The organism is Pseudorhodoplanes sp., assembly GCF_035565795.1.
In the GTDB taxonomy this organism is placed as follows: domain Bacteria; phylum Pseudomonadota; class Alphaproteobacteria; order Rhizobiales; family Xanthobacteraceae; genus Pseudorhodoplanes.
The window spans coordinates 1-11,645 of record NZ_DATMRV010000113.1; the positions used below are offsets into that span (position 1 = coordinate 1).

General features: G+C 63.6%; 17 protein-coding genes. 5 read left to right on the forward strand and 12 right to left on the reverse strand.

The genetic code is table 11. The annotated features are described in order from the left end of the window. The 5 genes from VNZ93_RS10965 to VNZ93_RS10985 all read right to left on the reverse strand — a co-directional run. Window positions 1-364: DUF2840 domain-containing protein (locus VNZ93_RS10965; RefSeq protein ID WP_325704267.1), on the reverse strand; the 364-nt coding region annotated here is incomplete at its 3' end. Beyond that, complete coding sequence (locus VNZ93_RS10970) at window positions 361-615, reverse strand: hypothetical protein (protein WP_325704270.1); 255 nt, start codon at window positions 613-615, stop codon at window positions 361-363. The genes VNZ93_RS10970 and VNZ93_RS10965, both read right to left, overlap by 4 nt. Then, on the reverse strand, window positions 612-1,265 hold the full coding sequence (gene parA, locus VNZ93_RS10975; protein ID WP_325704273.1) for a ParA family partition ATPase: 654 nt from the start codon (window positions 1,263-1,265) through the stop codon (window positions 612-614). The genes VNZ93_RS10970 and parA overlap by 4 nt, the downstream gene beginning before the upstream one ends. Then, window positions 1,262-2,290, reverse strand: coding sequence for a replication initiator protein A (locus tag VNZ93_RS10980; RefSeq protein ID WP_325704276.1), 1,029 nt, complete (start codon window positions 2,288-2,290; stop codon window positions 1,262-1,264). Before VNZ93_RS10980 ends, parA begins: the two co-directional genes overlap by 4 nt. Continuing rightward, on the reverse strand, window positions 2,291-2,563 hold the full coding sequence (locus VNZ93_RS10985; protein ID WP_325704279.1) for a helix-turn-helix domain-containing protein: 273 nt from the start codon (window positions 2,561-2,563) through the stop codon (window positions 2,291-2,293). It lies immediately after the preceding gene. Window positions 2,564-3,022: 459 nt separating this feature from the next. Here VNZ93_RS10985 and VNZ93_RS10990 point away from each other — a divergent pair, with 459 nt between their 5' ends. Next, window positions 3,023-3,310, forward strand: a complete 288-nt coding sequence (locus VNZ93_RS10990; protein WP_325704282.1) for a DNA -binding domain-containing protein — start codon at window positions 3,023-3,025, stop codon at window positions 3,308-3,310. 21 nt (window positions 3,311-3,331) lie between these two features. Here VNZ93_RS10990 and VNZ93_RS10995 read toward each other — a convergent pair whose 3' ends face one another. The 4 genes from VNZ93_RS10995 to VNZ93_RS11010 form a co-directional block, all read right to left on the reverse strand. Beyond that, the gene (locus VNZ93_RS10995; protein ID WP_325704285.1) at window positions 3,332-3,853 is read right to left on the reverse strand and encodes a DUF2285 domain-containing protein; all 522 of its coding nucleotides are present in this window, start codon (window positions 3,851-3,853) and stop codon (window positions 3,332-3,334) included. A gap of 46 nt (window positions 3,854-3,899) precedes the next feature. Then, window positions 3,900-4,115, reverse strand: coding sequence for a transcriptional regulator domain-containing protein (locus VNZ93_RS11000; RefSeq protein ID WP_325704288.1), 216 nt, complete (start codon window positions 4,113-4,115; stop codon window positions 3,900-3,902). 306 nt (window positions 4,116-4,421) lie between these two features. Next, entirely contained in the window at window positions 4,422-5,267 is an 846-nt protein-coding gene (locus tag VNZ93_RS11005) for a DUF932 domain-containing protein (protein ID WP_325704314.1), read from the reverse strand. A gap of 399 nt (window positions 5,268-5,666) precedes the next feature. Next, entirely contained in the window at window positions 5,667-5,984 is a 318-nt protein-coding gene (locus VNZ93_RS11010) for a DUF736 domain-containing protein (protein WP_325704291.1), read from the reverse strand. Window positions 5,985-6,779: 795 nt separating this feature from the next. Between VNZ93_RS11010 and VNZ93_RS11015 the strand changes: the two genes are divergently transcribed. After that, window positions 6,780-7,121 (forward strand): DUF1778 domain-containing protein, encoded by a 342-nt coding sequence (locus tag VNZ93_RS11015; protein WP_325704296.1) that lies wholly within the window; start codon window positions 6,780-6,782, stop codon window positions 7,119-7,121. Further along, complete coding sequence (locus VNZ93_RS11020; protein WP_325704298.1) at window positions 7,109-7,639, forward strand: GNAT family N-acetyltransferase; 531 nt, start codon at window positions 7,109-7,111, stop codon at window positions 7,637-7,639. Before VNZ93_RS11015 ends, VNZ93_RS11020 begins: the two co-directional genes overlap by 13 nt. Window positions 7,640-7,656: 17 nt before the next feature. On the opposite strand, the gene VNZ93_RS11025 is transcribed toward VNZ93_RS11020, so the two are convergent. Then, window positions 7,657-8,073, reverse strand: a complete 417-nt coding sequence (locus VNZ93_RS11025; RefSeq protein ID WP_325704301.1) for a hypothetical protein — start codon at window positions 8,071-8,073, stop codon at window positions 7,657-7,659. Between the two features lie 40 nt (window positions 8,074-8,113). Continuing rightward, window positions 8,114-8,404: a hypothetical protein gene (locus VNZ93_RS11030; RefSeq protein WP_325704304.1), complete on the reverse strand. Its 291-nt coding sequence runs from the start codon at window positions 8,402-8,404 to the stop codon at window positions 8,114-8,116. Between the two features lie 11 nt (window positions 8,405-8,415). Between VNZ93_RS11030 and VNZ93_RS11035 the strand changes: the two genes are divergently transcribed. Together VNZ93_RS11035 and VNZ93_RS11040 are read left to right on the forward strand one after the other, a co-directional pair. Further along, complete coding sequence (locus tag VNZ93_RS11035; protein ID WP_325704307.1) at window positions 8,416-8,721, forward strand: hypothetical protein; 306 nt, start codon at window positions 8,416-8,418, stop codon at window positions 8,719-8,721. 88 nt (window positions 8,722-8,809) lie between these two features. Then, complete coding sequence (locus VNZ93_RS11040; protein WP_325704309.1) at window positions 8,810-9,529, forward strand: hypothetical protein; 720 nt, start codon at window positions 8,810-8,812, stop codon at window positions 9,527-9,529. Between the two features lie 341 nt (window positions 9,530-9,870). On the opposite strand, the gene VNZ93_RS11045 is transcribed toward VNZ93_RS11040, so the two are convergent. Beyond that, window positions 9,871-10,911 carry a DUF2971 domain-containing protein gene (locus VNZ93_RS11045; RefSeq protein WP_325704312.1) on the reverse strand — a complete coding sequence of 347 codons (1,041 nt, stop codon included), beginning with the start codon at window positions 10,909-10,911 and terminating at the stop codon, window positions 9,871-9,873. Window positions 10,912-11,645 lie beyond the last annotated feature (734 nt).

An 11,645-nucleotide genomic window follows, 5' to 3' on the forward strand; every position in this document is an offset into this window, starting at 1 on the left:
TGGCGGCAAGTGCGCGTTGCACCTTCGCCCAGCTACCGAGGCGCAACAGGATTTCGCCACCGGGGCGAACAAAGGGCAGCGTCTGGAACGGCTCCCCACGGCCGATGGCGCGCACGATGTCGATGCGCGAAACGACCGTGCCATGTTCGTCGCTCGCCCATCGCACGAAAGCAAAGATGCTTTCAGGCGCGAAGCCGACGACGCTGCGGCGGCGGTCGATGATCTGTTCGTAGCTCTTGCGGCCGAAGCGTATCCAGTGCTCGACCTTGCGTTTCTCGAAGGTCAGTTCGACCAGGGTTGTGAAGGGTGCTGGACCGTCCGGCAGCGGACGGCCGTGCATGCGGCGGGCCGCCTTGCCGGTCATGGCTGGTCTCCTTCGGAGGCTGGAAATTCGCGGGCGAGCAGGTCGCGCAGCATGTCGGTGACGGTGATGCCGCGCCGGAAGGCGGCGACCTTAATGCGTCCGCGCAGCTCGGCGGTGATGTCGATGGTCAGGCGGGCGGTGAACGCTTCGCCGGCGGCCTTGCCGCCCGGCGGCGTTTCGGCCGCCTTGATCCAGCTTTCGGGATTACCCGGCCGGGACGCGAAACCGGGCTTGCGGATGCGTCCGGTCATGGCGTGGCCTTCCCGATCCGTAGCTGGTCGATCTCGGCGGCCAACGCGGCGACCTCGCGCGCGGCGGGGCTGTCGCCGTCGATCTCGGATGCAAGCCGGCCGGACTGCGCGGCGTCGGCGAAGACGACGCGCTGGCCGATGGCGGCGGCGAGCAAGGGCGGATCGTGGTCGGCCAGCGTCTCGGCCGTCTCGCGGGCGATGACAGTGCGCGCGCCGCAACGGTTGAGAACGAAGCGGGCGGCAAGCTCGGGCCGGTAGATGCGCGCTTCCCTGAGAAGCGCCAGCATCTCGGCCGAGGCCCAGCCGTCGAACGGTGACGGCTGCACCGGGATCAGCACCAGGTCGGCAGCGAGCAGAGCCGAGCGCATAAGGCCGGCGACGCGCGGCGGTCCGTCTATGACGACATGATCGGCATCGCGGGCCAGCTCCGGGGCTTCCCGATGCAGCGTGTCGCGGGCCAGGCCGATGGTGCTGAACAGCCTTGGCAAGCCTTCATGGCCGCGCCGCTGCGACCAGTCGAGCGCGGAGCCTTGCGGATCGGCGTCGATCAGGATGACGCGCCGTCCCTGCGCGGCCCAGGCCCCGGCGAGATGCAGCGCCAGCGTGGTCTTGCCGACACCGCCCTTCTGATTGAGGAACGCCAGGATCATGGCGCACCTCGCCGCGCGGCACCGGCACCATGGGTCGCGTGCGCGCGCGTCAAAGAAGAAGAGTTAGATTCTTTGTTAGATTCTTCTATAGAGTCCGGCGCGGGATTTGCGCCTAATGTCCCGATACTGCGTGCGCCTAATGTCCCGACAGGATTCACATGGTTATCAACAGTGCCTGTTGATAAGTTTTCGGGGAGAAAGCGCAGCAATTCCCGCCCGTCTTCCCATTCGGTTTGGAGGCGGTAGCCGGGCAGCGACTGGCGGGCCGTGATCCGGCGCAGGTCGAGCGCGAAGTCGGACGGCCGGGCCGAACTGCCGGATTTCTGATGAAGGTGGGAAACCTCGAACGCCCAGCCCTCGGGCTGGTGTCCGGCGTGTTTGCGGGCGACACGATACAGCCAGCGCTCGATACCGCCGGTCAGGCGGAAATAAGCCGGGTCGATGGTCAGCACCAGCGAGCGGTCGATGACGCTGGCGTAGAACCACTCGGGCAGGACGAACTCCATGCCCTCGACGCGCCCGGCGCGCGTGGTCAATTCCTCCCATTCGTTGATCCATGAGAATTGCCGCCGCCGCCAATGCCGTCCGTTGCGTATCGTCGTGGCGATGACGGTGGATTGCAGGCGGGCGAGCGCGGCTTTGAGCAGCAGATAGTCGCGGTTGCCGGTAGCTCGCCCGATGGCGCGCAGGAGCTGATAGGGCATGAAGCGGAAGAAGCGCGACGTGGTGAAGCCATTGTTCTCGGCCGCGACGATCTGGCTCGCCGCCCATATCAGCACGTCGGCGTCCCAAATGGTGGCCATCCCATGCTCGGGCATGGCGAACACCTGCACCTCTACATCGGCGGCCCGATACAGGATCGGCGTGATGCGCGGGCGCTTGGCCAGCGAGAAGAAGGGCCGTTCCATCAAGTCGCGCTGGTCGCGCGGCGTGGCGTCGCCGGTTGCGACCACAAAAGGATCGAGGCGGCTGCGCTCGCTGTCCTTGTCCGGCTGCGCGGGGATATGATCGTCGTCGCGCAGCATCTAGAGCCGGTCCTGTTCTTCCGGCGTGAGCGGACGGGCGGGGAAGACGGTGCCGGCGTCTTTGTCGCGGGTGGATTTGCGCGCGCCGTTGGCCGACCACGATTCGAGATCGCGGACGGCGTAAAGGACACGGCCGCCGATCTTGCGATAGATCGGGCCGGTCCCGTAGGTCCGATGCTTTTCGAGGGTGCGAAGCGAAATGCCGAGGAAGCGCGCGGCTTCCTTGGTGCGCAAGAGACGCGGCGGCAGCTCCGCGTTGCGGCGGATGGCCATGGGGATCACCTCCGGGTTCGTCAAACAGGCGGCTGTCGGTTTCGACAGCGGGCTGTGGCGAACCATGGCGAGGGACTGGCGGCCTGTAGCGTGCCGCATTTGCGCCCCCGCGCAGACGACACCCCCCAGCGAGGGCGAAAAGCGGAAAGATTTCAGCGGGGTTGTGGCTGTTCGCACTATTTGGCGAAGACAGACGCGCTCGGCTCGGTTAAGACTATGCGCGGAGCAGACGCGCTGCTCTGGGGCTTAGTAACCCCTGTTGGCGGTTGGTGTCGGCCGTGACGGCACCACACTCCTTGACCCTATGGTCGGGGAGCCCATGGCGCATGTCCAGGGCTTCTCGCCTAAAGGCCATGGGGCCGTCCAACACGGTTACTAACTCCCCGATCACCAGGTCAGAGGGGCCATTTGCGGGGGCGCACCGCAAGCCAGGCTCTCCTGAGCGGAAGGGGAACGACGATGAAGATTCCGGTCGAACTCGACCCCGATGTGGACGATCTAGCGCCGACCGGCGGCGACATTACCGCCTATGACGAACGGCATTTCGTGACCTATCTGCGGCTTCTCGACGCCAAGGCCGAAAATGCCGACTGGAAGGAAGTGGCGCAAATCGTGCTGCACCGCGATCCTGTGGCTGAAGAACTGCGCAGCTATCGGTGCTGGCAAAGTCACCTCGAACGGGCGCAATGGATGTCGCGGGAGGGCTACAAGCGCCTGTTGGAGCAAGCGGCCGCCAATCAGGCATGATGCCTAGCGGATGCGGCCGGATCAGCTTTTGTCGGTTTTCACTGGATAGTGCAGCAACAGGCGATAGCCGCCGCGCATCATCTTGATGCCGTGCGCGACCAGACGCCGGGCCTTGCTCTTGCATGGGTCGCTCTCGAAGTCGTCTTTCGTCCCGCGAAAGCCGAGCAGGACTTCGGCGATGGTCCGGTAGCTTTCGCCGCGCAGCTTGGCGTCCAGCGCGCGCAGCGACAGGATATGCCATTGCCGGAGCTGGTCCGGCAGGACACCGGGCGGCGGCCCCGGCGAGCGATGCGCGAGCGAGCGCCAAAGCCTGCGCGCGGCATGGATGCGCAGTTCCAGAAACGAATCCATCGGCAGGGTGACGGCATAGAAGGTCGCGGCGTCGGGAATGGCGTTCGGCAACCAGAACTGATGCGCGACGCCATCGACTCGCCAGATGCCGTGCCAGCCATCGGAGGCGCGGCGCAGGTCGAGGCCATCGAGATGGGCCAGCACGACTATGGGTTCGGTCTCGCCGTCCTTGTGCTCCACCGGCGTCAACATGACCGCCTGCGGCTGGAGTTCGGGGGACCAGAACGGGGATTGCCGGTCAGGCCCTGCGTCGGGGTCGTTGGGGAAATCGCAGCCCCCAGCGTTTCACGAACGCTTTGAGTTCGCTTGCGTCCGCCTGCGCGGTCGCGGCGATGTTTTGAAAGTCGTGGCGGTAGTCGTCATTGCGACGAAGATATTCCCACGCGAAACCGGCGGCCGGTAGGTTCTTGGCGTGCCTGTAGGCGGCCGGAGCGCGCCAGTCGATCCGTATCATGGCGTCACCTCTCTATTCGGGCCGACCAAGCCCGAACAGGAAGTTTCCGGGATGACGCCCCGTCGCCATAGGTGAGGTAATCAGATAAGTAGATCGCCTAAGCCGATCAATTATCTTGGTTATTTTTGCCTTAACATGGCTTCTGTCGAATTGCGAGCCGGGCGCAGCCCGGCGAGCGCGGCCATGTTTTCGGGCATGGCCGCACCGCCGATCCGCGAGGCCGGATCGGCGGAAAATTTGGGGAACCGGAAAACCTGAAAAGCGGAAAGCCGCGCAACCGGGTTTCCGGCTGCGCGGCTTTGGCGGTCATTTCGTCTTGAGGCGCTGCATCCCCTCGGCCAGCGTCCAAAGCGCGCGATTGAGGCTGACATTCTGGTCGATGCCGTTGATGGGGCGGGTCTGGCTGCGCCGGATGCGGCCTTCGGCATTGCGCTTCTGGCCGTGCAAGCCGCCGCGTATCATGTTCTCCTGAATGGTGTTGTAGGTCATCCAGAGGCTTCGCCCGGCATCCTCGCGGCGGCGGGGCTGGATGATCTGGTCCGGGCGAATCGGGCTTTCGTCCTCGCCATAGCGGGCGACAAGGCTGGCCTCGGCCAGAACACGGCGCTCATCTTCACCAAGCTGGATTTCCTTCATGGTTTCGCTGGCGTCGATCAGCCGGGGGAAGTCCTCCGCGACGGTATAGACGCCTTCGATAATGTCATGCTGGATATTGCCTTTGTGGGGAACGCGCACGTCCTCGAACCGCTCGCCCGCCACAAGGCTGTTGGTGCAGACGAAACGCAGCATCCCGGCGAACATCTGATAGCTGCTGGTTCCGTCATGCGAGTTGACGATGATGACTTCCGCCGCCTCCGGCTTGCCGATGCCGTCATCCCGGCGCAGGCGCAGCATGTGCTTGGCGTGGCCGTGGCGGCTGCCGTCGCGCGGAACCGACTGAACGGCGAAGAACGGGAACCATCCTTCCCGGCGCAACCCCTCCACGATGTCGATGGTAGGAACATAGACATACCGCTCCGACCGGCTGTCATGCGCCTCGCGGGCGAAGATCGAAGGGACATGCCGATACAGGGCTTCATTGTCGAGCGCTTCGCGCCCGCTGATCTGGTGACTGTTGCGGCCGAACCGGGTGGCAAGGTGATGATAGGTCATGATCTTGATCCTTATGGGTCTGGGTTGGAGCGCAGCGCTGCGCTGCAACCCTGCCCGTCGGCGAGACCGGGGGGTGCAAGGCACAAGGGCGGACGGGCGGAGGGGGATCACCCGGCCTGCACAAGCGGATGGCGGCCTTGACGACAGTGCGCAGCACGCATCCGCGCGGAAGGCTGGGGATACCGCCCGGCCGCCCTTGTGCCGCGCCAGGGGGCAGCGCCCCCAAGCAACTGGCCCGGCCAGAGCGGAAGCGACGGACGGGGAGAAGATCTGATCGGGATACGCCCAACCTGAAAACCGGATAGTCCTGTATCCCGATCTCCTTGTTCCTTGAGAGGCGGCGGCCATGAGCAAAAAGAAGCCCCGCTCGGTTGAGCGGGGCAGTTCGGGGAGCCGGTCTTAGTCGCCGTTGCGGCGGGACCAGATGAGGTTGTGGGATTTCCCGTCCTCGGCTTCGACCAGGCTGGCGTAGATCGGGGCGGGGAAGCTCGGATCGTCCAGCTTGACGGAGAGGTATTCGCGCTGTGTCTCGCGGGCGGTCTTCCTCCAGGCTGCGCCGAACTCGGTGGCGCCGGCGAAGATGCGGAAGTCGGGGCCGCGCTCGCTGTCGCCCTCGGTGGCGGTGAACTTCGCCTTGACGTTGAGGGTCAGGGTCTTGACCGCGCCGGTGAAGCCCGCGCCGTTCTCGTTCTTGGTGAAGGTGCCGATGGTTGCCATTGTCGTAGTCCTTTTCTTGTCGGGCCGCACCATTGCGACCTCGATGGTGGTCGTGAGACCGGGGACGATCGGCCCCGCACCCCTTGGGGCTGGAACAAAGTGGAAGGCGGCCGGCGACGGTTTTTTTGTTTCGCGCTGCAAAGCCGAAGGCGGCGGAAAAAAGCTGGCGACGGACGTTGCGGGAAGACGAGCGAGGCGAAGCCGGTCTTCGGTCAGACCTTGCCAATCGAGGACGCGGATGGGGCGTCCGAACAGGAAATCAGACGGAATACGGCAATGGCGACCGTCGTGTGCCTCGCCGGGATCGGAGACGGCGCTACATGGACTGCGCCGGTGCGGTCTTCCCTGATCCGACCGACAAGGTGAGTTCGCCCTGACGCCAGCGAGGGCGATAGCGGGTGTGGTCTCGTCTGACCTTCGCCGGTGCTGCCGGGTCCGGTGTGGCTGGAAGACCGCCTGCGGGGCGCTGTGCTATGCCTCGGCCAAGCGGATGGTCCGGGCTTTCTCGGTGCCGATCCGCCTGCCGGTCGAAGCCGAGGGCGGAAGCCCAATCTCATCTGGTCCCGCCGTGGCGACCAGGACCGAATCCCCGAACTACCTTGCTCGACTGTGCGGGGGCTTTGCCGCGAAATGGCCGCGGCCACCCCTTGCGTTATGGGATTGAAGCCGAATGGCGGAAATGCGCCATAGGCGTGGTTCCGGCGCAGCCGAAAGCCCGGCCCGGAGGGCAACGCCCAAATCTTCCTCGCTGACCTGCGTATTGACACTGTGGATACACTCGCCCATATTGCAGCCATGGCAAAAACGCGTCTCGCCCCCTCCGAATCCTCCCGCTCTGCGACGGCTGCTGTCGCGGCGCGCGCCTCCGTGGCCGACGCCAAGGGCAGCATCAATCTGCGGATCGAGTCCGCCACCCGCCAGCTCATCGACGATGCCGCGGCAGCCCTCGGCAAGACGCGCACGGAGTTCATGGTTGAGAGCGCGCGGCGGCAAGCGGTCGATGTGCTGCTCGACCAGCGGCTGTTTACGCTCGATCCCGAGCGCTACGACGCTTTCATGCAGGCGCTCGACAATCCGCCTGCACCGGGACCGAAGCTCAAGGCCCTGCTGCGCCGGACTCCCGCATGGCAGAAATAGACGACGCGCCGGACCAGTCCGCGCCTCGGCTTTCTGCTCCCGTTCCCTTGACTGCCGAGCATGACCTTTCGGGGTTCGATTGCGGCGAGCCGGCGCTGAACGACTGGCTGCGCCATCGGGCCTTGAAGAATGAAAGCCGGTTCTCGCGCACCTATGTCGTGTGCGAGGGCAACCGCGTGGTGGGGTATTTCTGCATTTCGGCCGGTTCGGTGGATCGGACGGCCGCGCCCGGCAAGGTGCGGCGCAATGCGCCCGACCTTGTGCCGGTATCGGTGATCGGGCGCTTGGCGGTCAGCCGCGAACAAGCGGGCAAGGGCCTCGGCGCGGACCTGCTGTCGGACGCGCTGCGCCGGATCGCGCAGGCTTCGCAGAGCATCGGCATCGCGGCGGTTCTGGTCCATGCCAAGGACGATGCGGCCAAGCGATTCTATCTGCGCTGCGCTGAGTTCATCGAATATCCCGAAGACAGCCGGACGCTGTTCCTGCCCATCGAAACGGTCGTCGCGGCCTTCGGCTAGGCGCGTTGCGCCGCCGTCTATCTCGCGGGCTGGCCGACTCCCGCCGCCAATCGCATCCATGCCGCTATGCCGACGCATCCGCCGCCGACGATGCAGAAGATTTGCCGCCAGATTTCGGACGGGACGGCTTCCTTGGTGATGCCATAAACCAGCGCATAGCCAGCGACGGCGGCGGGCGCGGCGAAGACAAGCGCGACGATCAGGCGGATGACGGGCGAGCGGATCGTCTCGAACAGCACGGCCAGGACGCCGAAGGCCACGCCAGCGGAGAACAGGCCGACGAGTCCAGCGCCGATCAGGCCGGAGCCGGTCTGATAGGCGAACTGCGCGGCGGCCAGTCCGACGAAAAAGGGCAGCGCGTATATGGCGAGCGTGTAGGCGAGAACGCAGAGAAGCGCGACCAGCGCAACGCTCATGGACATTACCGCGACCATGATCCTTCACCTTCTACCTGTCGCACCGCCTTTCGTGCCGTCATGGTTCCGACGACTGCATCCCGGCATGGTGCAATGCTTGCCTGTCCTGTCGAGCCTGATCGAGCATCTCGTCGCGGCGATGGGCAAGGCACCGCGCTAACAGCGCATCCCAGTCCTGACCGCTGGTCGGCGTCTCACTGCGCGGACCCGATTTGCGCACATAAATGGCGTTGTTCTCGACGATATTGCCATTCGGCCCGGCGCGCTTCGCGCGGATCGGCGAGCGATGGTCTCCTGGAATCGTGACCACGGGGAAGAGCTGGCCGTCCCGTCGCGCGACGACATGCATCGCACAGTGGAATGCCGGATCGGCATAGCTTTGGACGAGATCCCGTTGATCACGTCCTGACTGTAGCCGTCCAGCGTCGCTGGCCGGCCTTCCGCCTCGACGCATCCCCGTTCGGTTTCGGTCAAACCCAGGATGATGAAACCACCGCCGTGATTGGCCAGCGCCAGCGCGGCTTTCGCGAACGTCGCTTTCGCCTCGTTGTCACCCCGCAGATCGAGCCAGTTCTTGATCTCGAGGTCAAGATCTTCGCGTGGATCGATCAGCAAGTCGGCGAGGCGCTCGGGGGAAAATCGGATCGGCATCAAAACCGTTCATAGCATGCGATTAGCGATTGCAGGCACCACCTATCAAATTGGACCGTCAATATGATTGGCCAAGCATCCTCCAAAGGGCATGGTCGAAGCTATGACCATCGTGTTTTTCGACCCTACATCGTTACATCCTGCCGCGGCGAGTGCAATCGACCGTGACGGACAAGCCCTGATCGATGCACGCGAGGTCGGGACGCTGACCCATGGCTCGCCGTCCTTCAAAAGCCGGCGGGAAGTCAAAGGCGCGATCACCGACGATGATCTCGTCGGCGAACCGCTGCTCACCTGGTCGAATCTGGCGGGGCAAACCGTCGGGCGCTATTTCCTGAGGAACGGCCAACTCGTTGCGCTGCGCGAGAACGGATACCGCCTGCTCCGTCGCCTCGTCGAGAAAGTCGCCGCCGCCAAGCCCTTTTCGAGCGGCCTGTCCGATCAGTTCCTTGAAGTCGAGATCTTCAAATGGTGGCGCGCGACGGTCAGGGAAGAGGCAAGGATTCCTCTATCGGCCCATTTGCTGACAGTATGCGCGGAAGCAGTCGCACCGCGCAGACTGCTGGTTCCGCTGTCCAACCTCGAGATCGAACGTCCCTTTCAGCTTGGCGATGTGCTGGTCACCCCCCTCGGTTCGCGCCTTTCGATGACTTTGGCGCGCTCACGGCAGGTCCATCACCTCGCAACGATCAATGATGAAAATGTGCTGGATCGCTTTTTCGAGCATATGTTCATGATGCTCACCGCCGCGATGGACAATATGCCGCGCTACAAAGAGCATGCAGATTTTCTTGATGCTTTGGACCGGATCAAGTTCAGTTAAGGGCTGATACCATAGGCCTGCCCGATGATTGGTGAAAGCCCCGACCCTTGATGAGCGTAGGTGTAGCGCTCATCATCAGCGGGCATGGCCCGCCATACCGCCGCTGGCCGCAGTCTGCCACCTTTCTACTCTAGTAGCTTGCGACGGGTGCGACAACATGACGCATTCCACGGCAAATAGGCAGCTTAGCGCCCTAAAAGTGGCTATTCCTCGCGGCGCTATTTGACCCCGACAGCCACCCGTCGTTTAGATTGGCCCGTCGATAAAGCAGCGAGCAGACAAGCACAGACGGCCGGCCAAGCGCTTCGAAGCGTCGCTAATTCTGGGGCGGCGCCGTACGGTCAGCGTGGTCGGAACGGCGACGTCGAAATGGTCACAGTTGTGTCCTGGTGCCCATGGGTGTCGAGTAGTCGGCGAATGCCGCGCTGGATCAATGCCGGTTCGGCGGTGGGCCCAATCCGCACCGAACGAATGGGTAGCCTCTCGGCTTCGCGAATACGATCCATGTTCGAAAATTCAAGGTTGCTGGATGTCAGATACGGGATCACGCGACCGGCGCGCTCGCGGAAGCGCGGGGCCGGATGCTCAGGATACCAGGACCGCGAACCTCCATCTTGGCTGTAGTCGTGCGCGGTGTAGATGAAGCGCACCTCGCGCTCCGATGCGAACGCAGGATCCTTGCAGGTTACAATATAGTGCCAGAGCGCATGATAGAGGCTGCCGGCGACAATTTCATTCTCCTCTTCGACGGTCAGCGGAGGGCCGCGCCGTTCGACCGGAATGGGATCGCGGATATCGTCGCGATAGGCGTCGCCATAAGCGGTGAGCAGCCGGTCGAAGACCCAGCGCTGATCCTCCGCGTTGTAGATGACGCGATCAAGCACACCTTCAGAGGTGTAGCCGAACATCAGTGGGCTGTGTTCGAGCTCGATAGCGACGGGTGCATCGGTGCCGCCATAGGCGCGCCACTGGGTGAGATCGTCGCCTTCGCAGGAGAAACAGGCGACATAGACCTGCGGATCGGCCCGGCTGTCGAAATAGGACAGCGTAAGTTCGAGCATCGCCCTAACCTCAGCCGTAGGTTCGGCCGCGATCCGCGCCTTAACGCAATCGCAGGCTAGTCGGCGGCCGAGTTCAATCTCGTGCCGATCATTGAGATAAGTGGCCTCGCTCAACCACAGCTCGTTGTTGGCGACGATCGAAATGAGCGCGGCAGAGGACGTGTAGTGATAGATCAGTGAGGGCGGCGCCGTACGATGGAAGCGGCGCAACATGGCGAACGACGCTTCCCGCTTTGCCCGAAACCAGCGGGGCATGGGTTTCGCTTGCCCGTCCAACCGAGTCATCTCGGCAATGATCTTCTCGGCGTAATCGTCGCTCATGCCAATCACTACCGTGCGCTTCCGTGGCAGGCTAGACTACGTCCGCCTTTAGCAGCCGGATCTTGAAACAAGACTGGCAACTGAAAGCCCAACACCAGTCCTTAAGTTGACAACTTTCGGCTCGCACGCAGACCGCACTATGCAGTCGTAGAATATAGGGAGCGTGACGCCGTCGCATGGCGGCTTGAGTCATCTCTCGGCGGCACTAGGGTAGCGCTACAGTGTAGGTGTAGTGCTCATCTTCATCGGGCGTGGCCCGCCATTAACCCCAGCACCGGTTTCCTTCGCCAGGGATTCCCGCAAGCCCGCGCAAACCGCGGGACTGCGTCTCCCAATCCTGCACCGAGCGACTAACGCGGGCCTCCCGGTGCTTCCGGGGGCATTTTGCGCCCGCGATCTCCGCGTCATTTATGCTCCGTCCGGTTTCCCTGCCGTGCAGGGAATTGGCAGGGAAATCGGGACGAGAGCCAGCGAATTTGCGTAGGCTACGTTGCAGGCAGAATCTTCCTCTCAATGAGCCTGTTGGAGAATGTGGCAGGCAAATTCCCGTGATTTCCGGCGGGGAGTTTTTAGTCCCCGGGCAGGGAAGCGTCCGCTAGAGTATGTCCTGATTAGATTGAGGCATAGCCGCTGTTTCTGAGGTAGTTTGCGCATTCGTGCGGCGGGAAGGCATCGAGCAGGGTGCCGATGCGCTGCCATGTTGCCTCGGCGGTGCGTTCTGCGGCCTTGCGCAG

Coding starts and splice junctions, on each gene's coding strand:
- VNZ93_RS10970 (WP_325704270.1), bottom strand. CDS start 615: ATGACCGGACGCATCCGCAAGCCCGGTTTCGCGTCCCGGCCGGGTAAT.
- parA (WP_325704273.1), bottom strand. CDS start 1,265: ATGATCCTGGCGTTCCTCAATCAGAAGGGCGGTGTCGGCAAGACCACG.
- VNZ93_RS10980 (WP_325704276.1), bottom strand. CDS start 2,290: ATGCTGCGCGACGACGATCATATCCCCGCGCAGCCGGACAAGGACAGC.
- VNZ93_RS10985 (WP_325704279.1), bottom strand. CDS start 2,563: ATGGCCATCCGCCGCAACGCGGAGCTGCCGCCGCGTCTCTTGCGCACC.
- VNZ93_RS10990 (WP_325704282.1), top strand. CDS start 3,023: ATGAAGATTCCGGTCGAACTCGACCCCGATGTGGACGATCTAGCGCCG.
- VNZ93_RS10995 (WP_325704285.1), bottom strand. CDS start 3,853: ATGTTGACGCCGGTGGAGCACAAGGACGGCGAGACCGAACCCATAGTC.
- VNZ93_RS11000 (WP_325704288.1), bottom strand. CDS start 4,115: ATGATACGGATCGACTGGCGCGCTCCGGCCGCCTACAGGCACGCCAAG.
- VNZ93_RS11005 (WP_325704314.1), bottom strand. CDS start 5,267: ATGACCTATCATCACCTTGCCACCCGGTTCGGCCGCAACAGTCACCAG.
- VNZ93_RS11010 (WP_325704291.1), bottom strand. CDS start 5,984: ATGGCAACCATCGGCACCTTCACCAAGAACGAGAACGGCGCGGGCTTC.
- VNZ93_RS11015 (WP_325704296.1), top strand. CDS start 6,780: ATGGCAAAAACGCGTCTCGCCCCCTCCGAATCCTCCCGCTCTGCGACG.
- VNZ93_RS11020 (WP_325704298.1), top strand. CDS start 7,109: ATGGCAGAAATAGACGACGCGCCGGACCAGTCCGCGCCTCGGCTTTCT.
- VNZ93_RS11025 (WP_325704301.1), bottom strand. CDS start 8,073: ATGGTCGCGGTAATGTCCATGAGCGTTGCGCTGGTCGCGCTTCTCTGC.
- VNZ93_RS11030 (WP_325704304.1), bottom strand. CDS start 8,404: ATGCATGTCGTCGCGCGACGGGACGGCCAGCTCTTCCCCGTGGTCACG.
- VNZ93_RS11035 (WP_325704307.1), top strand. CDS start 8,416: ATGCCGGATCGGCATAGCTTTGGACGAGATCCCGTTGATCACGTCCTG.
- VNZ93_RS11040 (WP_325704309.1), top strand. CDS start 8,810: ATGACCATCGTGTTTTTCGACCCTACATCGTTACATCCTGCCGCGGCG.
- VNZ93_RS11045 (WP_325704312.1), bottom strand. CDS start 10,911: ATGAGCGACGATTACGCCGAGAAGATCATTGCCGAGATGACTCGGTTG.